This is a genomic window from Thiothrix subterranea (assembly GCF_016772315.1).
Lineage (GTDB): Bacteria > Pseudomonadota > Gammaproteobacteria > Thiotrichales > Thiotrichaceae > Thiothrix > Thiothrix subterranea.
Map to the genome: position 1 here is coordinate 1,334,475 of NZ_CP053482.1, position 22,507 is coordinate 1,356,981.

The 22,507-nt window shown below is 49.5% G+C and carries 34 protein-coding genes; all 34 read right to left on the reverse strand.

The window, feature by feature from the left end; all coding sequences use genetic code 11:
- Position 1 precedes the first annotated feature (1 nt).
- The gene (gene bioB / locus HMY34_RS06555) at positions 2-973 is read right to left on the reverse strand and encodes a biotin synthase BioB (RefSeq protein WP_202718476.1); all 972 of its coding nucleotides are present in this window, start codon (positions 971-973) and stop codon (positions 2-4) included.
- Between the two features lie 10 nt (positions 974-983).
- A complete protein-coding gene (locus HMY34_RS06560) occupies positions 984-1,367 on the reverse strand; it encodes a hypothetical protein (protein ID WP_202718477.1) in 384 nt (127 codons plus the stop codon).
- Between the two features lie 72 nt (positions 1,368-1,439).
- Positions 1,440-1,823 carry a 50S ribosomal protein L17 gene (gene rplQ / locus HMY34_RS06565; RefSeq protein WP_093064501.1) on the reverse strand — a complete coding sequence of 128 codons (384 nt, stop codon included), beginning with the start codon at positions 1,821-1,823 and terminating at the stop codon, positions 1,440-1,442.
- Between the two features lie 25 nt (positions 1,824-1,848).
- Complete coding sequence (locus HMY34_RS06570) at positions 1,849-2,853, reverse strand: DNA-directed RNA polymerase subunit alpha (protein WP_202718478.1); 1,005 nt, start codon at positions 2,851-2,853, stop codon at positions 1,849-1,851.
- A 26-nt stretch (positions 2,854-2,879) separates the two neighbouring features.
- On the reverse strand, positions 2,880-3,500 hold the full coding sequence (gene rpsD / locus HMY34_RS06575) for a 30S ribosomal protein S4 (RefSeq protein ID WP_202718479.1): 621 nt from the start codon (positions 3,498-3,500) through the stop codon (positions 2,880-2,882).
- Positions 3,501-3,511: 11 nt separating this feature from the next.
- On the reverse strand, positions 3,512-3,916 hold the full coding sequence (gene rpsK / locus HMY34_RS06580) for a 30S ribosomal protein S11 (RefSeq protein WP_028489217.1): 405 nt from the start codon (positions 3,914-3,916) through the stop codon (positions 3,512-3,514).
- Between the two features lie 26 nt (positions 3,917-3,942).
- Entirely contained in the window at positions 3,943-4,299 is a 357-nt protein-coding gene (gene rpsM, locus HMY34_RS06585; RefSeq protein ID WP_202718480.1) for a 30S ribosomal protein S13, read from the reverse strand.
- A 75-nt stretch (positions 4,300-4,374) separates the two neighbouring features.
- Positions 4,375-4,488, reverse strand: coding sequence for a 50S ribosomal protein L36 (gene rpmJ, locus HMY34_RS06590; protein ID WP_202718481.1), 114 nt, complete (start codon positions 4,486-4,488; stop codon positions 4,375-4,377).
- Between the two features lie 27 nt (positions 4,489-4,515).
- Positions 4,516-5,865, reverse strand: a complete 1,350-nt coding sequence (gene secY / locus HMY34_RS06595; protein WP_202718482.1) for a preprotein translocase subunit SecY — start codon at positions 5,863-5,865, stop codon at positions 4,516-4,518.
- A 12-nt stretch (positions 5,866-5,877) separates the two neighbouring features.
- Positions 5,878-6,315 (reverse strand): 50S ribosomal protein L15, encoded by a 438-nt coding sequence (gene rplO / locus HMY34_RS06600; RefSeq protein WP_202718483.1) that lies wholly within the window; start codon positions 6,313-6,315, stop codon positions 5,878-5,880.
- 1 nt (position 6,316) lies between these two features.
- Complete coding sequence (gene rpmD / locus HMY34_RS06605) at positions 6,317-6,505, reverse strand: 50S ribosomal protein L30 (protein ID WP_202718484.1); 189 nt, start codon at positions 6,503-6,505, stop codon at positions 6,317-6,319.
- Between the two features lie 3 nt (positions 6,506-6,508).
- Positions 6,509-7,018: a 30S ribosomal protein S5 gene (rpsE, locus tag HMY34_RS06610; RefSeq protein ID WP_202718485.1), complete on the reverse strand. Its 510-nt coding sequence runs from the start codon at positions 7,016-7,018 to the stop codon at positions 6,509-6,511.
- 9 nt (positions 7,019-7,027) lie between these two features.
- The gene (rplR, locus tag HMY34_RS06615; protein WP_202718486.1) at positions 7,028-7,381 is read right to left on the reverse strand and encodes a 50S ribosomal protein L18; all 354 of its coding nucleotides are present in this window, start codon (positions 7,379-7,381) and stop codon (positions 7,028-7,030) included.
- A 12-nt stretch (positions 7,382-7,393) separates the two neighbouring features.
- Positions 7,394-7,933: a 50S ribosomal protein L6 gene (gene rplF / locus HMY34_RS06620; protein ID WP_202718487.1), complete on the reverse strand. Its 540-nt coding sequence runs from the start codon at positions 7,931-7,933 to the stop codon at positions 7,394-7,396.
- 14 nt (positions 7,934-7,947) lie between these two features.
- Entirely contained in the window at positions 7,948-8,343 is a 396-nt protein-coding gene (rpsH, locus tag HMY34_RS06625; RefSeq protein ID WP_202718488.1) for a 30S ribosomal protein S8, read from the reverse strand.
- A gap of 12 nt (positions 8,344-8,355) precedes the next feature.
- Positions 8,356-8,661 carry a 30S ribosomal protein S14 gene (gene rpsN, locus HMY34_RS06630; RefSeq protein ID WP_202718489.1) on the reverse strand — a complete coding sequence of 102 codons (306 nt, stop codon included), beginning with the start codon at positions 8,659-8,661 and terminating at the stop codon, positions 8,356-8,358.
- Positions 8,662-8,675: 14 nt separating this feature from the next.
- The gene (gene rplE / locus HMY34_RS06635; RefSeq protein WP_202718490.1) at positions 8,676-9,218 is read right to left on the reverse strand and encodes a 50S ribosomal protein L5; all 543 of its coding nucleotides are present in this window, start codon (positions 9,216-9,218) and stop codon (positions 8,676-8,678) included.
- Positions 9,219-9,226: 8 nt separating this feature from the next.
- Entirely contained in the window at positions 9,227-9,547 is a 321-nt protein-coding gene (gene rplX, locus HMY34_RS06640; RefSeq protein ID WP_093064477.1) for a 50S ribosomal protein L24, read from the reverse strand.
- Between the two features lie 28 nt (positions 9,548-9,575).
- On the reverse strand, positions 9,576-9,944 hold the full coding sequence (gene rplN / locus HMY34_RS06645; RefSeq protein WP_202718491.1) for a 50S ribosomal protein L14: 369 nt from the start codon (positions 9,942-9,944) through the stop codon (positions 9,576-9,578).
- Between the two features lie 16 nt (positions 9,945-9,960).
- Positions 9,961-10,236 carry a 30S ribosomal protein S17 gene (rpsQ, locus tag HMY34_RS06650; protein WP_093064473.1) on the reverse strand — a complete coding sequence of 92 codons (276 nt, stop codon included), beginning with the start codon at positions 10,234-10,236 and terminating at the stop codon, positions 9,961-9,963.
- A gap of 2 nt (positions 10,237-10,238) precedes the next feature.
- The gene (rpmC, locus tag HMY34_RS06655; protein WP_202718492.1) at positions 10,239-10,436 is read right to left on the reverse strand and encodes a 50S ribosomal protein L29; all 198 of its coding nucleotides are present in this window, start codon (positions 10,434-10,436) and stop codon (positions 10,239-10,241) included.
- The gene (rplP, locus tag HMY34_RS06660; protein WP_028489202.1) at positions 10,436-10,849 is read right to left on the reverse strand and encodes a 50S ribosomal protein L16; all 414 of its coding nucleotides are present in this window, start codon (positions 10,847-10,849) and stop codon (positions 10,436-10,438) included. The genes rpmC and rplP overlap by 1 nt, the downstream gene beginning before the upstream one ends.
- A 12-nt stretch (positions 10,850-10,861) precedes the next feature.
- Positions 10,862-11,566 carry a 30S ribosomal protein S3 gene (rpsC, locus tag HMY34_RS06665; protein ID WP_202718493.1) on the reverse strand — a complete coding sequence of 235 codons (705 nt, stop codon included), beginning with the start codon at positions 11,564-11,566 and terminating at the stop codon, positions 10,862-10,864.
- Between the two features lie 8 nt (positions 11,567-11,574).
- Positions 11,575-11,907 carry a 50S ribosomal protein L22 gene (gene rplV / locus HMY34_RS06670; protein ID WP_202718494.1) on the reverse strand — a complete coding sequence of 111 codons (333 nt, stop codon included), beginning with the start codon at positions 11,905-11,907 and terminating at the stop codon, positions 11,575-11,577.
- A gap of 9 nt (positions 11,908-11,916) precedes the next feature.
- A complete protein-coding gene (rpsS, locus tag HMY34_RS06675) occupies positions 11,917-12,189 on the reverse strand; it encodes a 30S ribosomal protein S19 (protein ID WP_202718495.1) in 273 nt (90 codons plus the stop codon).
- A 12-nt stretch (positions 12,190-12,201) separates the two neighbouring features.
- Positions 12,202-13,029, reverse strand: coding sequence for a 50S ribosomal protein L2 (gene rplB / locus HMY34_RS06680; protein WP_202718496.1), 828 nt, complete (start codon positions 13,027-13,029; stop codon positions 12,202-12,204).
- 14 nt (positions 13,030-13,043) lie between these two features.
- Positions 13,044-13,337, reverse strand: a complete 294-nt coding sequence (rplW, locus tag HMY34_RS06685) for a 50S ribosomal protein L23 (protein WP_202718497.1) — start codon at positions 13,335-13,337, stop codon at positions 13,044-13,046.
- Positions 13,334-13,936 carry a 50S ribosomal protein L4 gene (gene rplD, locus HMY34_RS06690; RefSeq protein ID WP_202718498.1) on the reverse strand — a complete coding sequence of 201 codons (603 nt, stop codon included), beginning with the start codon at positions 13,934-13,936 and terminating at the stop codon, positions 13,334-13,336. The genes rplW and rplD overlap by 4 nt, the downstream gene beginning before the upstream one ends.
- Positions 13,937-13,947: 11 nt before the next feature.
- Positions 13,948-14,580, reverse strand: a complete 633-nt coding sequence (gene rplC, locus HMY34_RS06695; protein ID WP_202719143.1) for a 50S ribosomal protein L3 — start codon at positions 14,578-14,580, stop codon at positions 13,948-13,950.
- A gap of 138 nt (positions 14,581-14,718) precedes the next feature.
- Complete coding sequence (gene rpsJ / locus HMY34_RS06700; RefSeq protein WP_028489194.1) at positions 14,719-15,030, reverse strand: 30S ribosomal protein S10; 312 nt, start codon at positions 15,028-15,030, stop codon at positions 14,719-14,721.
- A gap of 121 nt (positions 15,031-15,151) precedes the next feature.
- Positions 15,152-17,257, reverse strand: coding sequence for an elongation factor G (gene fusA / locus HMY34_RS06705; protein WP_202718499.1), 2,106 nt, complete (start codon positions 17,255-17,257; stop codon positions 15,152-15,154).
- 18 nt (positions 17,258-17,275) lie between these two features.
- A complete protein-coding gene (rpsG, locus tag HMY34_RS06710) occupies positions 17,276-17,746 on the reverse strand; it encodes a 30S ribosomal protein S7 (RefSeq protein WP_202718500.1) in 471 nt (156 codons plus the stop codon).
- A gap of 19 nt (positions 17,747-17,765) precedes the next feature.
- Positions 17,766-18,140: a 30S ribosomal protein S12 gene (gene rpsL, locus HMY34_RS06715; RefSeq protein ID WP_028489190.1), complete on the reverse strand. Its 375-nt coding sequence runs from the start codon at positions 18,138-18,140 to the stop codon at positions 17,766-17,768.
- Between the two features lie 162 nt (positions 18,141-18,302).
- The gene (rpoC, locus tag HMY34_RS06720) at positions 18,303-22,493 is read right to left on the reverse strand and encodes a DNA-directed RNA polymerase subunit beta' (protein WP_202718501.1); all 4,191 of its coding nucleotides are present in this window, start codon (positions 22,491-22,493) and stop codon (positions 18,303-18,305) included.
- Between the last annotated feature and the right edge of the window lie 14 nt (positions 22,494-22,507).

Genomic DNA, 22,507 nt, shown 5'->3' on the forward strand with positions numbered 1-22,507 from the left:
CTTACATGTGAACGCTGCCAGCCTGCCCTGCTTCCGCCTGAATCCCCAAGCGTGCAAACAGTTGCTGGTCGTGGCTTTCGCCGGGGTTTTCGGTGGTCAACAATTTGTCACCGTAAAAGATCGAGTTTGCACCCGCAAAGAAACACCATGCCTGCATTTCATCCGTCATCTCGGCGCGACCGGCGGAGAGACGCACGTAGGATTTCGGCATCATGATCCGCGCCGCAGCGACGGTGCGAATGAATTCAAACGGGTCGAGTTTTTCCACACCTGCCAAGGGCGTGCCTTCGACTTTCACCAAATCGTTGATCGGAACAGATTCGGGGTGGAATTTCATGTTGGCAAGTTGCTGCAACAAACGCGCTCGATCGACACGGGTTTCGCCCATGCCTAGAATGCCGCCTGAGCAGACGTTGATACCGGCATTGCGTACATGCTCCAGCGTATCCAAGCGGTCTTGGAAAGTGCGCGTGGAAATCACGTTACCGTAGAATTCTGGCGAGGTATCGAGGTTGTGATTGTAATAATCCAGCCCTGCACCTTTGAGGCGATTGGCTTGACGATCAGTGAGCATACCCAAGGTAACACAGGTTTCTAAACCCATGCCCTTGACCGCTTGCACCATTTCGATGACGCGCTCAAGGTTTTTATCGGTAGGGTTACGCCACGCTGCACCCATGCAAAAACGGGTTGCGCCGTGTGCTTGCGCTGTTTTGGCGGAGTCGATGACTTCTTGCAAGGGCAGCAAAGTCTCGCGTTCCAGCGAGGTGTCATGTTTGGCACTTTGCGAACAATAGCCGCAATCTTCTGGGCAAGCCCCCGTTTTAATGCTTAACAGTGTGCTAACTTGCACCTGATTTGCGGGGAAATACTCGCGATGCACTTGATGCGCCTTGAACATAAGGTCACTAAACGGCATGGCTAACAAGGCGTTGATTTCTTCGATGCGCCAATCATGACGTAATTCAGGCATGTTCCACTCCTCAGTGGGATAAGGGCTTAACAGTATCTTGCCAAGCTTCACGGTTAATCCGCAGAAGTTGGCGAACAGACAAGGGTATTAACACCACAACACAAGTCAGCCACAACGCCCACCACCAGTTCACAAAAAAATCACCGGGGGCAAAGGTTAATATTGGCACTAAACCACCTGCCAAACCGTAATAATGGTAGGTAGCAATCTGCGTATAATAGCCTACTCGCGGATTAGGATGGTGGCGTAACATCGCATAAACCAAGATTCCAGCCCCAAACCATAGAATAAACACCGGGAATGGAATGATTACCGCCAACAAGTTGCCGTAATAGAATAACTTGGCGGTTTTACGAGCGCTGGCGGCAGTCACTATGTGCGGATCATTTTGCATACTATCCCCTGAAGATAAGAAACGCAAAAAGGCCGAACAGTGTCGGCCTTTTCAGGAAGCATGAAGCGCTGCTTACTCGGCGGCGGCTTGTGCAGCGTCTGCTTCATCAACCAGTGCAACGTAAGCCATCGGCGCATTGTCACCGGCACGGAAACCGCACTTGATGATACGCAGATAACCACCTTGACGCTCTTTAAAGCGAGGGCCAAGATCGTTGAACAGCTTGCCAACCACTTCTTTATCACGCAAGCGTGAAAAAGCGATACGGCGGTTGTGTACAGAATCTTCTTTCGCACGGGTGATCAGTGGCTCTGCTACACGGCGCAATTCTTTCGCCTTTGGCAGAGTTGTTTTGATCGTCTCGTGACGAAGCAGTGAGTTAGTCAACGCTTGCAGCAGAGCTTTACGGGCGCTGCTGTCGCGGCTTAATTGACGACCAGTATTACGGTGACGCATCTTCTATATCCTTCAAAACCCGTGGTTAAGCCACTTTGCTGTCACGGTGATCAAGACCTGCCGGAGGCCAGCTATCCAGCTTAGCGCCCAGTGTCAGACCATGCTGTGCCAGCACATCTTTAATTTCAGTCAAAGACTTTTTGCCCAGATTCGGAGTCTTCAGCAATTCAGTCTCAGTACGTTGTACGAGATCACCGATGTAGAACAGATTTTCTGCTTTGAGGCAGTTAGCTGAACGTACAGTCAGTTCCAGATCGTCAACCGGACGCAACAGAATCGGGTCAATTTCTGGTTGAGATTCTTCACGGCGAACCGGCTCTTCAATACGCAAATCGAAGAAGACAGCCAATTGCTGTTGCAGAATCTGTGCTGCCATGCCAATGGATTCTTCCGCGTTAACGGAACCATTGGTTTGGATTTCCAGCACCAACTTGTCCATGTCAGTACGCTGCTCAACACGAGCGCTGTCTACATTGTAGGCAACGCGCGTAATTGGACTGTAGCTGGCGTCCAACACCAAAGTACCTAATGGCAATTCAGGAGAGTCCGGGCCACGACGTACTGATGCTGGTTGATAGCCTCGACCACGGGTAATGGTCAAGCTCATTTCCAGATCCGTGTCATCCTTGGTTACGTGTGCAATAACGTGATCAGGGTTAATGATATCCACGTCATGATCGCGCTCAATATCCGCAGCCGTTACAACGCCTTTGCCTTTTTTCTTCAGGGTCAAGGTTGCTTCGTCACGTGCATTAAGGCGAATCGCCAAGTTCTTGAGATTCAGCAGAATCTCAACCACATCTTCTTGCACACCTTCAATACTGGTGTATTCGTGTACCACGCCAGTAATTTGCACTTCCGTCACTGCACTGCCCGGAATAGAGGACAGCAAAATACGGCGCAAGGCATTACCCAACGTGTGACCAAAACCGCGCTCTAACGGCTCAAGTGTAATGCGATAGGTATTTAAACCTGTCTCTTGCACATGAACATTGCGTGGTTTCAGCAATTCTGTTGTTTTCGAGGTCATACTTTTCCTCTCGAACGAACCAATGATTACTTGGAGTACAATTCCACGATCAGAGATTCATTAATTTCGGCTGGCAGATCGCTACGGTCTGGTACAGATTTAAATGTACCTGACAATCCCTTAGAATCAACATCAACCCATGATGGGAAGCCTAGTTGTTCGGCTACAGCAACAGAGTCCTGTATACGGGTTTGCTTTTTGGACTTTTCGCGAACCGCTACGACATCACCGGCTTTAACCTGGTAGGATGGGATGTTCACTGACTGACCGTTAACGGTAATAGCTTTATGGCTAACCAATTGACGGGACTCAGCGCGGGTAGAACCGTAACCCATGCGGTAAACGACGTTATCAAGACGGCACTCTAGCAATTTCAACAGATTTTCACCTGTGGAACCTTTGCGGCGTGCTGACTCTTTAAAGTAGTTGCTAAACTGACGTTCGAGTACACCGTACATACGGCGAACTTTTTGCTTTTCGCGCAACTGAACACCGTAGTCAGACAAACGGGCTTTGTTTTCACCGTGCTGACCCGGAACTTTGTCCAGTTTACATTTCTTCTCGAGGGAAACACTGCGGCTTTTCAGGAAAAGGTCAGTGCCTTCGCGTCTGCTCAGTTTGCAGGTAGGGCCAATATAACGTGCCATATGACTATCTCCTACACACGACGTTTCTTAGGTGGACGGCAGCCGTTGTGCGGGATCGGCGTTACGTCCACAATGCTGTTAATTCTGAAGCCAACGCTGTTCAGGGCACGTACCGCAGATTCACGACCAGGCCCTGGACCTTTGACTTCAACATCAAGGTTTTTCAAGCCGTAATCTTTTGCTGCGTTACCCGCACGTTCAGCAGCAACTTGCGCCGCAAACGGGGTACTTTTACGTGAACCACGAAAACCAGAGCCACCAGAGGTAGCCCATGCCAGTGCGTTGCCTTGGCGGTCGGTGATAGTCACAATGGTGTTATTAAAGGATGCATGGACGTGTGCAACACCGTCAGTGACAGTTTTCTTGACCTTCTTGCGAAGGTTAACAGTTGCACCTTTTCTAGGCTGTCTTGCCATTACTTACTCTACCTGCAATCTATGTATTATTTGCGAATAGGACGACGCGGGCCTTTACGGGTACGCGCGTTAGTCTTGGTACGCTGACCGCGCATCGGCAGGCCACGTCTGTGGCGAATGCCACGATAGCAACCCATATCCATCAAACGTTTGATCGACATGGAAACTTCACGACGTAAGTCACCTTCAACTAGGAGCTTACCTACTTCAAGACGCAAACGTTCAACTTGGTCTTCACTCAGGTCACGAATTTTAGTGCTTGGCACTACATCCGCCGCCTTACAAATGTCAGCAGCACGTGGACGACCAACGCCATAAATAGCGGTTAAACCGATCACTACGTGCTTACCAACAGGAAGATTGATACCCGCAATACGAGCCATTAAAATCTCTCCAGACTACTGGGAAAACGGGCGATTGTGCCAGAACCCCTTTTAATTATCAACCTAAATCGATCCTTAACCTTGACGCTGTTTATGGCGTGGGTCAGAACAGATAATACGAACAACACCGTGCCTGCGAACAACGCGGCAGTTACGGCACAATTTTTTAACTGAAGCTCGAACCTTCATGATAAAAACCTCTCAAAAGTGATCAGATCAGCGCACTGTGCCGGGGCGTGTCTGCGCTTTGAAATTGGCCTTTTTCATCAGACCTTCGTATTGATGTGACATCATGTGTGCCTGCAATTGTGACAGGAAATCCATGACCACCACCACAATGATAAGCAGTGAAGTTCCCCCAAAGTAAAAAGGAACATTCCAACCTAGAATCAGGAATTCAGGCAGCAGACAGACCAATGTAATGTAGATAGCACCGACTGCGGTCAAGCGAGTCATAACACCATCAATATATTTAGATGTTTGTTCACCCGGCCTAATCCCCGGAATGAAAGCACCTGCTTTTTTCAAATTATCAGCGGTTTCACGCGAGTTGAATACCAGTGCTGTATAAAAGAAGCAGAAGAATACAATAGCCGTGGCATAAAGCAAGACATAAACGGGTTCACCAGGCTTTAACATATCAAAAAAGCCTTTTAACCAGCCCATACCTTCCGCGTTGCCAAACCACTGACCCAATGTTGCTGGGAACAAAATAATGCTGGAAGCAAAAATGGGTGGGATAACCCCCGCCATATTTAACTTCAAAGGCAAATGACTAGATTGTGCCTGCATCATTTTGCGACCTTGTTGACGATTCGCGTAATTAACCGTAATGCGACGTTGACCACGTTCAACAAAGATAACCAACGCGGTTACTGCCAACACCAATAACAACAATGCGATAACAAACAGAGAATGCAATTCACCGGTATTCACCAGTTCTAACGTGCCACCAATGGCAGCAGGCAAACCAGCAACAATACCCGCGAAAATGATCAAAGAGATACCATTACCAATACCACGTTCGGTAATTTGTTCGCCTAACCACATTAGGAAAAGCGTACCTGTCACTAAAGTGACAACCGTAGTAATTGTGAAACCGATACCTGGATTCAGCGCAATGGTTTGACCATTACCTGCATCAGTACCACCCAATGCAATCGCCACACCGAAGCTTTGAAACAAAGCCAAAACCACAGTGCCGTAGCGCGTATATTGCGTGATCTTACGGCGACCAGACTCACCTTCTTTTTTGATTTGTTCCAATGTAGGAACAACCGTTGCCATCAACTGCATGATGATGGAAGCTGAGATATACGGCATGATTCCTAACGCAAATACGCTCAAGCGCTCTAATGCGCCACCTGAAAACATATTAAAAACGCCGAGAATTGTACCATTATTCTGGTCAAAAAATTGCGCCATAGCCGCAGGATTTACACCAGGAACAGGAATGTAGGTACCAATGCGGTAAACGATCAACGCCAGCAGCACAAAAACTAGCCGCTGGCGGATTTCAACCATGTTTCCAAAGCCCCCAAGGGAACCTGTAGGGTTCTTGCGCATATTTTTTATCCGTTATTCTTCGATTGTGCCGCCTGCTGCTTCGATCGCGGCACGTGCGCCCTTGGTCACGCCAACACCCTTTACAGTGACTGCTTTCGCAACTTCACCGGAAAGAATGATTTTAGCTTGCAAGGTACGCGCATCAACCACATTCGCAGCAATCAGACCAGCCAGATCAATAACATCGCCTTCGACCAATGCCAATTCGTTCAAACGAACTTCGGCGGTGCGCTGACCAATGCGTGATGTAAAGCCAAACTTAGGCAGACGGCGATGCATAGGCATCTGACCACCTTCAAAACCCTTACGGTGATGGAAACCACCTTTACGGGATTTTTGACCTTTGTGACCACGACCAGCAGTCTTACCCAAACCAGAGCCAATACCACGGCCTACACGGGTGCGCTCAGGGCGGCTACCCAATTCAGGTTGTAGCGTATTTAATTTCATCTTAAGCTTCCTCAACCTTGAGCATGTAGGAAATCTTGTTGATCATGCCACGGTTTTCAGGGGTATCAATCACAGTAATTGTATTGTGAATCTTACGGATACCAAGGCCACGCGCACACTGTTGATGGGCTTTCAAGCGACCATTCAGACTGCGGTATAACGTCACTTTGAGTTGTTTCGCGGAAGTCATTATTTACCCCTTAATGTCTGCAACGGCTTTACCACGTTTCGCCGCAATCATCTCAGGTGATTGCATTGAACCCAGTGCAGCGATCGTAGTGCGAACCACATTGCCCGCATTACGTGTGCCTTGGCATTTGGACAGTACGTTACGTACTCCCGCCACTTCCAGAACCGCACGCATCGCACCACCAGCGATAACGCCTGTACCTTCAGAAGCGGGCTGCATGTAAATACGTGCTGCGCCCTGTTCGTATTTGATAGGGTATTGCAAAGTACCGTCTACCAAAGAAACTGTCACCATGTTGCGACGTGCCTGATCCATGGCTTTTTGAATAGCAGCAGGCACTTCACGCGCCTTACCGTAACCAAAACCCACGCGACCATTACCATCGCCCACTACGGTCAACGCAGTGAAACTCATGATGCGACCACCTTTAACCGTCTTAGCAACGCGGTTAACTTTAACCAACTTTTCTTGCAAGCCGTCGGATGGTGCTGATGTATGTTCTGCCTTCGCCATGATAAATCCTTAGAATTTCAGACCGGCTTCACGAGCGCTATCTGCCAGCGCCTTGATGCGACCATGATATTTAAAACCAGAGCGATCAAAAGCAACCGCGTCAATACCTTTTGCCAATGCACGCTCAGCAACCAACTTACCCACTGCGATAGCAGCGGCAACGTTGCCGGTGTAGTCCAGACCTGCTTTCAGGTCTTTATCCAGCGTAGAAGCTGAAGCCAGCACTTGAGAACCATCAGCAGTCACCACTTGTGCATAGATATGCAGAGAAGTACGGTGAATACTCAGACGGTTAACACGCAACTCACGCATTTTCATGCGGCTACGCTTACCACGACGGATGCGGGATGTTTTCTTGTCCATCTTTAGTTCACCTTACTTCTTCTTCTTGGTCTCTTTACGCAGAATAACTTCGTCTGAATACTTCACACCTTTGCCTTTGTAAGGCTCTGGTGGACGGTATGCACGAACTTCTGCCGCAACTTGACCAACTTTCTGCTTATCGCTACCACGGATCAGAATTTCTGTCTGACTAGGGGTTTCGACCGTAATGCCTTCTGGCATATCGTGTACCACAGGGTGGGAAAAACCCAAGCTGAGATTTAGTTTATTGCCTTGCGCTTGAGCACGATAACCGACCCCAACCAACTGCAATTTTTTCTCAAAGCCTTGGCTAACGCCAATCACCATGTTGTTTGCCAATGCACGTGTAGTACCCGCTAATGCCCAACCAGCAGAATCGCCGTCACGCTTAGCTTTAAACTTCAGCACATTGTCTTCTTGTGAAACTTCTACAGCGTCGTGCACTGCGAAATCAAAAGAGCCTTTGCCGCCTTTGACTTTCAGGCTTTGCCCGCTGATGCTAACTTCCACACCTTGTGGCACAGTCAGCGCTTTCTTTGCAATTCTAGACATTTCAAAGCCCGCCTTTATTCAACCGTGCAAATGACTTCGCCACCCTGGCCAGAAGCCTTGGCAACGCGACCACTCATGACACCTTTGGATGTGGAAACGATGGAAACACCGTAACCACCCATAACTGTTGGCAGCTCATCTGCACCACGGAAAATACGCAGACCGGGGCGGCTGATACGTTTCACCTTGGTGATAACCGGTTTGCCCTGAAAATACTTCAGTTTAACCGTTGTAACAGGCTTACCATCGACTGCATCTGTTGCAAATTCAGCAACATAACCTTCGCTTTGTAGTACTTCTAGAATCGCCGTTTTCTGTTTAGAAGACGGAAATTTAACGCTCGCCTTGGTTGCCATTTGACCGTTACGAATGCGGGTCAGCATGTCGGCGATAGGATCACTCATACTCATTTTGTTTCTCCTTTACCAACTTGCTTTGGTCAAACCAGGCACATCGCCACGCATGGCAGCTTCGCGCAATTTATTACGGCACAGACCGAATTTGCGGTAAACAGCATGTGGACGACCAGTCAGACGGCAACGGGTCATTTGACGAACCGAGCTGCTATCGCGTGGTAACTTTTGCAATTTTTCGTTAGCTTCCATCACAGCTTCAAATGAGCTGTCAGGGCTGCTAATGATAGCTTTCAGTTCATCACGCTTAGCTGCGAATTTTGCGACAGCAGCAGTGCGGCGTGTTTCACGAGCGATCATGGATTTCTTAGCCATGTGATCTTATCCTCTTACTGCTGACGGAAAGGGAATTTGAACGCTTCGAGCAGCGCCTTCCCTTCTTCGTTGTTTTTTGCGGTGGTCGCAATCGTAATGTTCATACCACGCAGGACATCAATTTTGTCGTACTCGATCTCTGGAAAGATGATCTGTTCTTTGATGCCCATATTGTAGTTGCCACGACCATCAAAGGCACGGGCATTGAGACCACGAAAGTCACGGATACGCGGGATGGAAATGTTGACGAGGCGGTCAATGAACTCGTACATTTTCTCGCCACGAAGCGTTACCATACAGCCAATTGGCCAACCGTCACGGATTTTGAAACCCGCCACTGATTTACGGCTTAATGTCACCACAGGTTTTTGACCTGCGATTTTAGACATATCGCCTGTTGCATGTTCAATAATCTTCTTATCACCGACAGCTTCACCCAAACCCATGTTCAGGCTGACTTTCACCAGCTTCGGTACTTCCATCACATTGCTGTACCCGAACTTGTCCATCAATTCCTTGATGACAGTATCGCGGTAATACTGTTGCAGTCTCGACATTTTACACCTTAAGCGTCTACGCGCTCACCATTGGACTTAAAGACACGGATTTTCTTACCATCGTCCAGGAGCTTGAATCCAACGCGGTCACCCTTGCCAGTGGCAGGATTGACCAGCATCACATTTGAAGTATCCATCGGCATTTCTTTTTCAATAATGCCGCCTTGAACACCTGCATTTGGGTTAGGTTTAACGTGTTTCTTAACACGGTTAATACCTTGAACCAAAACCTTACCTTCGTCTACCAACACCTGCATGATCTTGCCGCGACGGCCTTTATCTTTGCCGGTGATGACAACTACTTCGTCATTACTGCGAATTTTACGCATTTCGTCACCTACTTCTGTCGTTGCAGTCTTACAGCACTTCAGGTGCTAGAGAAATAATCTTCATGAACTTTTCACCACGCAATTCGCGAGTGACAGGCCCAAAAATACGAGTGCCGATCGGGTCAAGCTTATTGTTCAGCAGGACTGCGGCATTACCATCAAAACGAATCTTAGAGCCGTCATTACGACGCACACCGTGAGCAGTACGCACGATAACAGCGTTATAAACATCGCCTTTCTTAACCTTACCGCGCGGAATCGCATCTTTAATGCTGACCTTGATGATGTCACCAATGCCTGCATAACGACGATGAGAACCGCCCAGAACTTTGATGCACATAACTCGTTTGGCACCACTATTATCTGCAACTAGCAGAATGGATTGCATCTGGATCATTTATGTTCTCCGTCCCTTATGCTTGGCCTGGGGCGCGTTCAACAACTTTGATCAAGGTCCAGTGCTTTGTCTTCGACAAAGGACGGCATTCCTTGAACATTACGGTATCACCTTCACGACATTCATTATTTTCATCGTGAACATGGTATTTTTTAGAACGCTTAATGAACTTACCATACATTGGGTGCTTTACTTGACGTTCCATCAGCACCACGATTGACTTGTCCATTTTGTTACTGACTACACGACCCATCAGGCTGCGTTCAACTTTTGCTTCTTCGCTAACAGTCATCGTTATTCACCTGCCACTTGCTTTTGTGCAAGCACTGTCTTGATACGGGCAATCTGACGACGCACACGCTTCACTTCGGAAGGACGTGATAACTGGCCAGCGGCTTTTTGCATACGCAGCTTAAACTGCTCCTTCAGGTTTTCTACCAGCTCAGTTTTAAGCTCAGTAGCTGATTTTTGCTTAAGTTCTGCTGCGTTCATCACATCACCTGACGGGAAACAAATGTAGTCTTAACCGGCAGTTTTGCAGAAGCAAGGCGGAAAGCCTCGCGTGCAATTTCTTCTGCCACACCTTCAATTTCGTAGAGAACCTTGCCAGGCTGAACCAGTGCCACCCAGTATTCAACGTTCCCTTTACCTTTACCTTGACGGACTTCCAACGGCTTTTTGCTGATTGGCTTGTCCGGGAACACGCGAATCCAGATTTTACCGCCACGACGTACATAACGGTTGATCGCACGACGTGCCGATTCAATTTGACGTGCCGTCAAGCGACCACGTTCTACCGTTTTCAGTCCGAAATCGCCGAAGCTGACTTTGCTGCCCGCCAATGCCAGACCGCGATTGCGGCCTTTCATCTGTTTGCGGAATTTGGTTCTCTTGGGTTGTAACATCTCAAACCTCTATCACTTCTTCTTTCTGCCTTGACCTTGGTTCTGACCTTGGCTTTGGCTAGATTGCTGTTTCTGTTCCAGGTCGAAGACTTCGCCCTTGTAGATCCAAACTTTCACACCGATGATACCATAGGTGGTGAGAGCTTCCGCAGTTGCATAGTCGATGTCAGCACGCAGTGTATGAAGCGGCACACGACCTTCGCGGAAAAATTCAGTCCGCGCAATCTCTGCACCATTCAAACGACCTGCCACACAAACTTTGATACCTAACGCACCTAAGCGCATCGCATTCGCAACCGCACGCTTCGCAGCGCGGCGGAACATAATACGACGCTCAAGCTGGCTGGCAATGCTTTCGGCAACCAATTGAGAATCCAATTCAGGCTTACGAATTTCTTCGATATTTAGCTTCACGTTATTGACGTGTAAGCCCAGCTTTGCAGCCGTTTCTGCACGCAGCTTCTCAATATCCTCGCCTTTCTTACCAATCACCACGCCCGGACGTGCTGTATGAATGGTAATAAACGCAGACTTTGCAGGACGCTCAATTTGAATGCGGCTAACCGAAGCTTCTTTCAGCTTCTTTTTCAAGAATGTGCGCACTTCCAAATCTTTGAACAGGAAGTCGGCATAGTCCTTGCCTTCAGCGTACCACTTAGAGCGCCAGTCGGTGGCGATACCAAGACGGATACCGGTTGGATGTACTTTCTGACCCATACTAAACCTTACTTCTCGCCTACAGCGACGGTAATGTGACTGGTGCGCTTCAGGATGCGGTTAGCACGACCTTTAGCACGCGGCATGATACGCTTCATGGTTGGACCCTGATCAACGAATACGCTTTTAATGCACAATTCGTCCACGTCGGCACCGTCATTGTGTTCAGCGTTAGCAATCGCAGACTCCAGAACCTTCTTCAACATCGCAGCGCCTTTTTTCGGGCTAAATGCCAGAATATTCAACGCCTTATCGACAGGCAGTCCACGAATCTGATCAGCGACTAGTCGGCACTTCTGAGGTGAAATGCGTGCGAAACGCAATTTTGCTGCAACTTCCATTTCTACCTCTTACTTCGACTTTTTGTCGGCGACGTGACCACGATAAGAACGGGTCAGTGCAAACTCACCCAACTTGTGACCTACCATGTTTTCATTGACCAACACCGGAATATGTTGCTTGCCGTTATGCACCGCTACAGTCAAGCCAATAAATTCAGGCAGGATCATAGAACGGCGCGACCATGTTTTGATTGGACGACGATCGTTAGCCGCTTTAGCAGTTTCAATCTTCTTCATCAGGTGATGGTCAACGAAAGGACCTTTTTTTAGTGAACGTGGCACTGTGTAATCCTCTTACTTCTTGTTCCGGCGACGGACAATCATATTGTCAGTGCGTTTGTTGCTACGAGTTTTGTAACCCTTGGTTGGAACACCCCAAGGAGTAACAGGGTGACGACCACCAGAGGTACGACCTTCACCACCACCGTGTGGATGGTCTACTGGGTTCATGACCACACCGCGAACGGTAGGACGAACACCACGCCAGCGCTTCGCGCCCGCTTTACCCAGTTTAATCAGACCATGTTCGGAGTTACCGACCTCACCCACCGTTGCGCGGCAGTCAATCGGAACTTTGCGCATCTCACCCGAACGCAGACGAATGGTAGCATAAGCACCTTCACGCGCCACCAACTGAGCAGAAGTACCAGCACTACGTGCTAACTGAGCACCTTTACCAACCTTCATTTCGATGCAGTGAATCACGCTACCTACAGGGATATTACGCATTGGCAAGCAATTACCGGGAGCGATTGGCGCATGAACACCAGACACTACCTCCGCACCTGCACTCAAGCCTTTCGGTGCAATGATGTAGCGACGTTCACCGTCTGCATACAATAACAATGCAATATTGGCGCTGCGGTTTGGATCGTACTCCAGATGCTCAACACGTGCTGGAATATCATCCTTGCGACGCTTGAAATCCACGAGACGATAATGCTGGCGATGACCACCACCCACATGACGCACTGTAATCCGACCGGTGTTATTACGACCACCGCTCTTACGCTTGTTTTCCAACAAACTCTTACAAGGTGCACCCTTGTGTAATTCTTTGTTAACAACCTTGACCTGGAAGCGACGCCCTGGGGAGGTTGGTTTTGCCTTAACGACTGCCATGATTCACCCTTGCCTTATTCCGCTGCCGCATCCAGAGAGAAACCTTCAGACAGGCTAATATAAGCCTTTTTCCAGTCGTTGCGCTGACCGCCACGACGTCCGAAGTTCTTCTGCTTGCCTTTCATGTTGATGGTGCGAACCTTATCAACTTTGACTTCAAATAAAGTCTCGACAGCATCTTTGATTTCTTGTTTAGTTGCTGTTTTAGCAACCTTAAACACGTACTGGTTTGCTTTTTCAGTAGCACGGACAGTTTTTTCTGTCACACGCGGCGCAACCAAAACATGATAGAGACGTTCTACACTCATGCCAGCCACTCCTGAATTTTGCTCACTGCACCGGTCGTTACTACTACTTTCTGATGACCTACCAAGCTAACCGGATTCAAACCAGCAACCGTGGTAACTTCACAGTAAGGAATATTGCGAGCAGACAGCAATACATTAACATCATCAATATCCGAGACCAGCAGCACGTCGTTAGAGCCATACTCTTTCAACTTTGCCAACATTAACTTAGTCTTCGGCTCTTCGATGTTGAAAGAGTCCACTACCAAGAAACGGTCTTGACGCAACAATTCAGAGAAAATTGCCCGCATCGCTGCGCGGTACATTTTCTTATTCAGCTTCTGCGTGAAGTCGCGAGGACGTGCTGCAAAAGACTTACCACCTGTACGCCACAATGGGCTACGAATACTACCTGCACGCGCACGACCAGTACCTTTCTGCTTGAATGGCTTGCAGCCACCACCGCTTACATCAGAACGAGTCTTTTGTGCTTTAGTACCAGCACGACCTGCTGCCATATAAGCAACGACCGCCTGATGCACCAGACCTTCGTTAAATTCACGTGCAAAAATCTCATCGCTTACCGCGACTGAGCCACCATTTGCAATCTGTAATTCCATTGCTGCCACCTTTATGCCTTGACCGACAGCTTGACAACCACGTCGCCGTTAGTAGCGCCTGGAACAGCACCCTTAACCAACAACAGATTGCGCTCAGCGTCTACACGTACCACTTGCAGATTCTGGGCAGTACGCTGTACAGCACCCATATGACCAGCCATTTTTTTGCCTGGGAATACCCGGCCTGGCGTTTGGTTCTGACCAATGGAACCCGGAACCCGGTGCGACAAAGAGTTACCATGCGTGCGGTCTTGACCAGCAAAATGGTGACGCTTCAAAACACCAGCAAAGCCTTTACCCTTGCTAACGCCAGTCACATCAACCATTTGACCTGCTTCAAACATGCTGACTGCCAACTCAGCACCCAGCTCGTAACCTGACGCATCATCAATGCGTGACTCACGAACACAAGTACCAGCAGGCACACTCGCCTTGGCAAAATGACCAGCTTCCGATTTGGAAACGCGGGAAGATTTTTTCTCACCTGTAGATAACTGGATGGCATTGTAACCATCTGTTTCTACCGTCTTGACTTGTGACACGCGGTTTGCCGCAATCTCAAGCACAGTGACGGGGGTTGAACCTCCATCTTCACCGTATATCCGGGTCATACCTACTTTGCGACCCAGCAGACCGATAGCCATTTGCATACCTCTTCGAATTACTCACACCGAGCAACTTTCATTCTATCTTTTAGAAAAACTCGGCTCGACCTAGGTCGAGCCGTGGAAAGCCGCACATTATAGCAGAAAAATCTCTGCCGTTAAGTCTTTTTTTACAAATCAGTTAAGCTTGATTTGTACATCAACGCCCGCAGCCAAATCCAGCTTCATCAGAGCATCAACAGTCTTGTCAGTCGGATCAATAATATCCATCAGACGCTTGTAAGTACGGATCTCATACTGGTCACGCGCATCTTTATCGACGTGCGGGGAAACCAGAATGGTGTAACGCTCGATACGTGTAGGCAAAGGAATTGGCCCTTTGACACGCGCACCCGTCCGCTTAGCTGTTTCAACGATCTCAGTCGCAGAACGATCAATTAAGCGATGATCGAATGCTTTCAGGCGAATACGGATTCTTTGATCAGACATAACTATTACTCAATAATTTTAGCAACAACATCGGTGCCGACAGTACAACACCTTCACGGATCGCAAAACGCAGACCGTCTTTCATTTCAAATGCAAACAGTACCGACACGCAAAGGTATCGTTACTCACCTTTCACTTTTTTTATCACCGCCTGAGTCACGGCAGCAGGTGCGTCTGCATAGCGCACAAACTCCATGCTGTAAGCAGCGCGACCTTGGGTAGCGGAACGCAGATCAGTTGCATAACCAAACATTTCACCCAATGGTACTTCTGCCCGCACCACCAAACTGCCGCTTTCTTCATCCATGCCCTGAATGACACCACGACGGCGGTTCAGATCACCGATAACATCACCCATATACTCATCAGGCGTAGTCACTTCAACCTTCATCACTGGCTCTAACAGAGCCGGTGCTGCGTCCATGACTCCCTGACGGAGTGCTATAGAGCCTGCAATTTTAAATGCCATTTCACTGGAATCGACATCATGATAAGACCCATCAAACAAGGTTACTTTCATGTCAACCAGTGGGAAACCGACCAATACGCCGTTACCCATTTGTTCTTGTGCACCCTTGTCGACGGCTGGCACGAATTCTTTCGGCACCACACCACCTACCAAGGCATTTTCAAATTTGTAGCCTTCTGCTTCACCTAGTGGCTCAAGCCGCAGCCAAACATGACCATACTGCCCGCGCCCACCAGACTGACGCACAAATTTACCTTCAACTTCAACCGTTTTGCGGATGGTTTCACGGTAAGCCACTTGTGGTGCGCCCACGTTGCAGTTAACTTTGAACTCACGCAGCATACGGTCGACGATGATTTCTAGGTGCAATTCGCCCATACCAGCGATAATGGTTTGCCCGGTTTCTTCGTCAGTGCGCACCCGAAACGAGGGGTCTTCCTGCGCGAGTTTACTCAGCGCAATCCCCATGCGTTCTTGATCAGCCTTAGACTTTGGCTCAACCGCGACAGCAATAACCGGCTCAGGAAAATCCATTTTCTCCAAAGTAATGACACGATTCATATCGCACAGCGTGTCGCCCGTTGTCACGTCCTTCAGACCGACAGCCGCCGCAATATCACCAGCACGTACTTCGTCAATGTCCTCACGCGCATTCGAGTGCATTTGCACCAAACGTCCAATACGCTCGCGCTTACCTTTGACAGGATTGTAGACAGCACTTTGTGATGTCAACACGCCAGAATATACCCGGAAAAACGTCAATGTCCCCACAAAGGGGTCAGTCGCAATCTTGAAAGCCAATGCAGCAAACGGCTCGTCATCACTCGCATGACGCTCCGCCTCGGTTCCTGCCTTATCATCCAAGTGTCCCTTGATTGCAGGCACATCCAAGGGTGAAGGCATCAACTCAACAATCTTATCAAGTGCTGCTTGCACGCCCTTATTCTTGAAAGCCGAGCCACAGGTCATCGGGATAATTTCAAGATTAATGGTACGCTTGCGCAAACCAGCTATAATCTCCTCAGTGGACAAGTCGCCTTCTTCAAGGTACTTATCCATCAAAATATCATCGGCTTCGGCAGCAGCCTCTACCATCTTCTCACGCCATTCCTGACAAGAAGCCACCATATCTGCTGGAATATCAACAGCTTCGTAAGTAACACCCTTGTCAGCATCATTCCACATGATCGCTTTCATGCGAATCAGATCAACGACACCGGCAAAATCTTCTTCTGCTCCGATCGGCAGTTGCAACGGCACCGGATTAGCGTTCAGTTTAGCCTTCAACTGCTCGTAAACGCGCAGGAAGTTTGCACCGGAACGATCCATCTTATTGACGAAAGCCATGCGCGGCACATGATACTTGTTTGCCTGCCGCCACACTGTTTCCGATTGCGGCTGCACTCCACCTACGGCGCACAACACAAACATCGCACCATCTAACACTCGCAGCGAACGCTCTACTTCAATGGTGAAGTCCACGTGCCCCGGCGTGTCGATGATATTGATACGATGCAGCGGAAACTGCTTATCCATACCTGACCAGAAACAAGTGGTAGCAGCGGAGGTAATCGTAATACCACGCTCACGCTCCTGCTCCATCCAGTCCATGGTAGCAGCGCCATCATGCACTTCCCCTATCTTATGAGACACACCCGTGTAAAACAGGATGCGCTCGGTAGCAGTAGTCTTACCCGCATCAATGTGTGCCATGATGCCGATATTACGGTACTGCTCAATAGGGGTGCTACGTGCCACTGATGGTCACTCTTATCATTACCAGCGAAAGTGTGCGAAGGCTTTGTTAGCCTCTGCCATGCGATGCACGTCTTCACGCTTCTTCACAGCAGTACCACGCTTCTCAGAAGCATCCATCAATTCACCTGCCAGCTTACGCGCCATGGATTTCTCACCACGCTTGCGAGCCGCATCAATCAACCAACGCATAGCGAGCGCATTTTGACGTGAAGGACGTACTTCAACCGGAACTTGGTAAGTGGCGCCACCGACACGGCGGGATTTAACTTCTACCGCAGGACGGACGTTATCCAATGCGTATTCCAGCACTTCAATACCGTCACCGCCTTTCTTGCCTGAAATTTCAGACAATGCACCGTAAATAATTTTTTCGGCAGCAGACTTTTTACCATCTTGCATAATGGCATTCATAAACTTAGTCAGCAACTGGCTTCCGAACTTAGGATCGGGCAGCACGATGCGCTTGGGGACTTCTCTTCTTCTAGGCATGATTCATATCACCAGTGAATTACTTCTTAGGACGCTTCGTGCCGTACTTGGAACGAGCTTGTTTACGGTTTTTAACACCCTGTGTATCCAAACTACCACGAACGGTATGATAACGAACACCCGGAAGGTCTTTTACACGACCGCCGCGAATCAGTACAACCGAGTGTTCCTGGAGATTATGGCCTTCACCACCGATATAACTGGTGACTTCAAAACCATTGGTCAGACGCACACGAGCAACCTTACGCATAGCGGAGTTCGGCTTTTTAGGCGTGGTTGTATAAACACGGGTGCAAACACCACGGCGCTGCGGACAAGCCTCTAGCGCTGGCACCTTGCTTTTCTCTACTTTGCTTTGGCGCGGTTTACGCACCAATTGGTTTACTGTTGCCATATCCTGAAATTATCTCCTGGAATCACGAGGAATCTGCTTGGCTTGCCTTGTCCCCATAAAGAAGTCAGACCGGAAATCGGTCTACTTAAGGAGGCAAGATTCTAGGGATCGGGAAGCCTCCTGTCAAGGAGGTTTTCCCGATTGTTATGTCTTCAACTAATATTAATCGTCTGAACCCATGTCCAAAGGCTCACCGAAACTGATCGTTTCAGTCGGCGCCGGACGTTCGTAAGCAAACTCATTGCGTTGGCTACGACGTGCGTCATGGTAAGCCAAGCCCGTACCTGCCGGAATCAAGCGCCCCACAATGACGTTTTCTTTCAAGCCACGCAACTCATCACGTGCACCGCGTACCGCAGCTTCGGTCAGAACCCGTGTAGTCTCTTGGAAGGACGCCGCAGACACAAAGGAGTCCGTCACCAAGGATGCTTTGGTGATACCCATAAGCAGCCGCTCGTAAACGATTTTGAGCTTACCTTCTTGATCAAGACGTTTGTTTTCTTCCACCACACGCCAATAGTCGGTTTGCTCACCACGCAAGAACTTACTATCACCGGTATCAATCACTTCGACCTTGCGCATCATCTGACGCACAATGACTTCGATGTGTTTGTCGTTGATCTTTACCCCTTGTAAGCGGTAAACGGCTTGGATTTCCCTCGCCTGGTATTCTGCCAGCGCAGTCGCACCCAACAAGCGCAGGATGTCATGCGGATTGGGCTCACCGTCGGCAATTACCTCACCACGGTTAAGTTTCTCACCCTCAAACACGTCCAGATTACGCCATTTAGGAATCAGCTCTTCGTAATGCTCACCGTCTTCACCGGTGATAATGACACGCTGCTTACCTTTGGTCTCTTTACCGAAGGAGATTGTCCCGGTTTTTTCCGCCAGAATCGCACCGTCTTTCGGCTTACGCGCTTCAAACAAGTCAGCAACCCGTGGCAAACCACCCGTGATGTCACGTGTCTTAGAGGATGCTTGCGGCAGACGCGCCACAACTTCGCCGACCTGCACGGTTGCGCCATTGGTAGAGCTAACGATTGCGCCCGCTGGCAAGGGGTATTGCACCGGAATCTTCGTGCCTTCAAAGAATACACTATCGCCACGCTCATCCAACAAACGCACGGTTGGACGCAATTCGCGACCGGCGGTAGGACGGTTTTTAGGATCCATGACTTCGATGGAGGACAAACCTGTCATTTCGTCTACTTTAGTCTGCACCGTGACGTTATCAATAAAGTCACTGAAACTGACTTGACCCGCTACCTCGGAAATAATCGGGTGGGTATGCGGATCCCACGTTGCTACTTCCTGACCGGCGACCACTTTGTCGTAATGGTCAATCGTTAACAGCGCACCGTAGGTCAATTTATAACGCTCTTTATCGCGCCCATTTTCATCGACCACACCCAGTTCGCCGGAACGCGACACTACCACCAATTTGCCATCTTTGTTGCGCACCGTTTTCACGTTGAGCAAATGCACCTGACCGCTGGACTTGACCGCAATGCTGCTTTCTGCCGCCGACCGGCTTGCCGCACCCCCGATGTGGAAGGTACGCATGGTCAACTGAGTACCCGGCTCACCGATAGATTGCGCCGCAATGACCCCGACAGCCTCACCCTTGTTGACAATATGCCCACGAGCAAGGTCACGACCGTAGCATTTCGCGCACACACCGTAACGGGTTTCGCAGGTAATCGCTGAACGTACCACGATTTCATCCACTGCCAGCGCATCAATTTGCTTGACCCATGCTTCGTCAAGGAAAGTACCGGCGGGAATCAGAATTTCATCACCACGGGTAACATCCTGCGCCACCACACGCCCCAATACACGCTCCGCCAAGGCTTCTACCACGTCACCGCCTTCGATGATCGGACGCATTTTGATGCCCTGCACCGTGCCGCAATCGTCAATCGTGACCACCATGTCTTGCGCCACGTCGACCAAACGCCGCGTCAGATAACCAGAATTCGCGGTTTTGAGAGCGGTATCCGCCAAACCTTTCCGCGCACCGTGCGTCGAGATAAAGTATTGCAGAACGTTCAAGCCTTCGCGGAAGTTAGAGGTAATCGGCGTTTCAATGATGGAACCGTCCGGTTTTGCCATCAAACCCCGCATCCCTGCCAACTGACGAATCTGCGCCGCAGAACCCCGCGCCCCGGAATCCGCCATCATGTAGATGGAGTTGAAGGACTCTTGGTAAACCAGATTGCCTTCCGCATCAATGACTTCCTGCTTACCAATTTTCTCCATCATCGCCTTCGCGACTTTTTCGTTGGTACTCGCCCAGATGTCAACAACCTTATTGTAACGTTCGCCCTGTGTCACCAAACCGCTGGAGAATTGCTTCTGAATTTCCAGTACCGCATCTTCCGCTTCTGCCAACAAACCGGCTTTCTTTTCGGGGATCATCATATCATCCGCACAGAAAGAAACTCCGGCACGGGTCGCGTAACGGTAGCCGGTATACATCAATTGGTCAGCAAACACGACGGATGCTTTCAAACCCACCCGACGGTAAGCTTCATTGATCAGCTTGGAAATTGCCTTTTTCTTCAACACCGTGTTGAACAATTCAAACGGCAAACCTTCCGGCATAATGCTAGTTAGCAAAGCACGTCCGACCGTGGTATCCAACACGCGAGTACGCTTGATGAATTCACCGTCTTCGTCTTTAAGACTATCAGTAATCCGCACTTTGACTTTGGCGTGGAGCGATACATTACCGGTATCGTAAGCCCGTTGCACTTCCAACGGATCGGCAAAGATCATGCCCTCGCCTTTCGCATTAATCGCATCACGGGTCATGTAATACAGACCCAAAACGATGTCTTGCGACGGCACAATGATCGGCTCGCCGTTGGCAGGTGACAGGACGTTATTGGTCGCCATCATCAGGGTACGCGCTTCCAACTGCGCTTCCAGTGACAACGGTACGTGTACCGCCATCTGGTCGCCGTCGAAGTCGGCGTTGAACGCTGAACACACCAGCGGGTGCAACTGGATGGCTTTACCTTCGATCAGGGTCGGCTCGAACGCCTGAATCCCCAAACGGTGCAAGGTAGGTGCGCGGTTGAGCATGACCGGATGTTCACGGATGACTTCCGCGAGAATATCCCAGACTTCCGCCGTTTCACGCTCGACCAGTTTCTTCGCCGCCTTGATGGTGGTCGCTAAACCACGGCGTTGTAACTTACCGAAAATGAACGGCTTGAACAGTTCCAGCGCCATTTTCTTCGGCAGACCGCATTGGTGCAAACGCAACGCAGGGCCAACCACGATAACCGAACGGCCAGAATAGTCGACCCGTTTACCCAACAAGTTCTGACGGAAACGGCCTTGCTTACCCTTGATCATGTCTGACAAGGATTTCAGCGGACGCTTGTTAGAACCGGTAATCGCACGACCACGACGCCCGTTGTCGAGCAGCGCATCCACAGACTCTTGCAACATACGCTTTTCATTGCGCACGATAATGTCTGGTGCATTCAGCTCTAACAAACGCTTTAAACGGTTGTTACGGTTGATAACACGGCGGTACAGATCGTTCAAATCGGATGTCGCAAAACGACCACCATCCAACGGCACTAATGGACGCAAATCCGGCGGCAACACAGGCAGCACCGTCATAATCATCCACTCAGGTTTATTGCCGGAATTGATGAAGGATTCCATTAATTTCAAGCGCTTACCCAAACGTTTCAGTTTGGTTTCAGAACCCGTCTCCGCGATTTCTTCACGCATCCGCGCGACTTCTTCCTTGAGATCGGTAGAGCGCAGCAATTCCAATACCGCTTCTGCACCCATGCTGGCTTCAAATTCGTCACCGAATTCTTCAATAGCTTCCAAGTAGGCTTCATCGCTGAGCAACTGAGAGCGTTCCAGCGTCGTCATGCCCGGCTCTGTCACCACGAAGGTTTCAAAGTACAGAATGCGTTCAATATCCCGCAACGTCATGTCCAACAACAAACCGATGCGGGACGGCAATGATTTCAAAAACCAGATATGCGCCACCGGGCTGGCGAGGTCGATATGCCCCATGCGATCACGGCGCACCTTGGTCTGGGTGACTTCAACGCCACATTTTTCACACACCACGCCACGGTGCTTCAAGCGCTTGTATTTACCGCACAAGCACTCATAGTCTTTGACTGGGCCAAAAATTTTGGCGCAGAACAAACCGTCGCGCTCCGGCTTAAACGTCCGGTAATTGATGGTTTCAGGCTTTTTGACTTCGCCAAACGACCATGAACGGATAATCTCAGGGGAAGCCAAACCAACCTTGATTGCATCAAAGTCTTGGGTTTCCTGCTCTTTCTTGTGGAAGTTCAATAAATCTTTCATCGGCAAAATCCTGT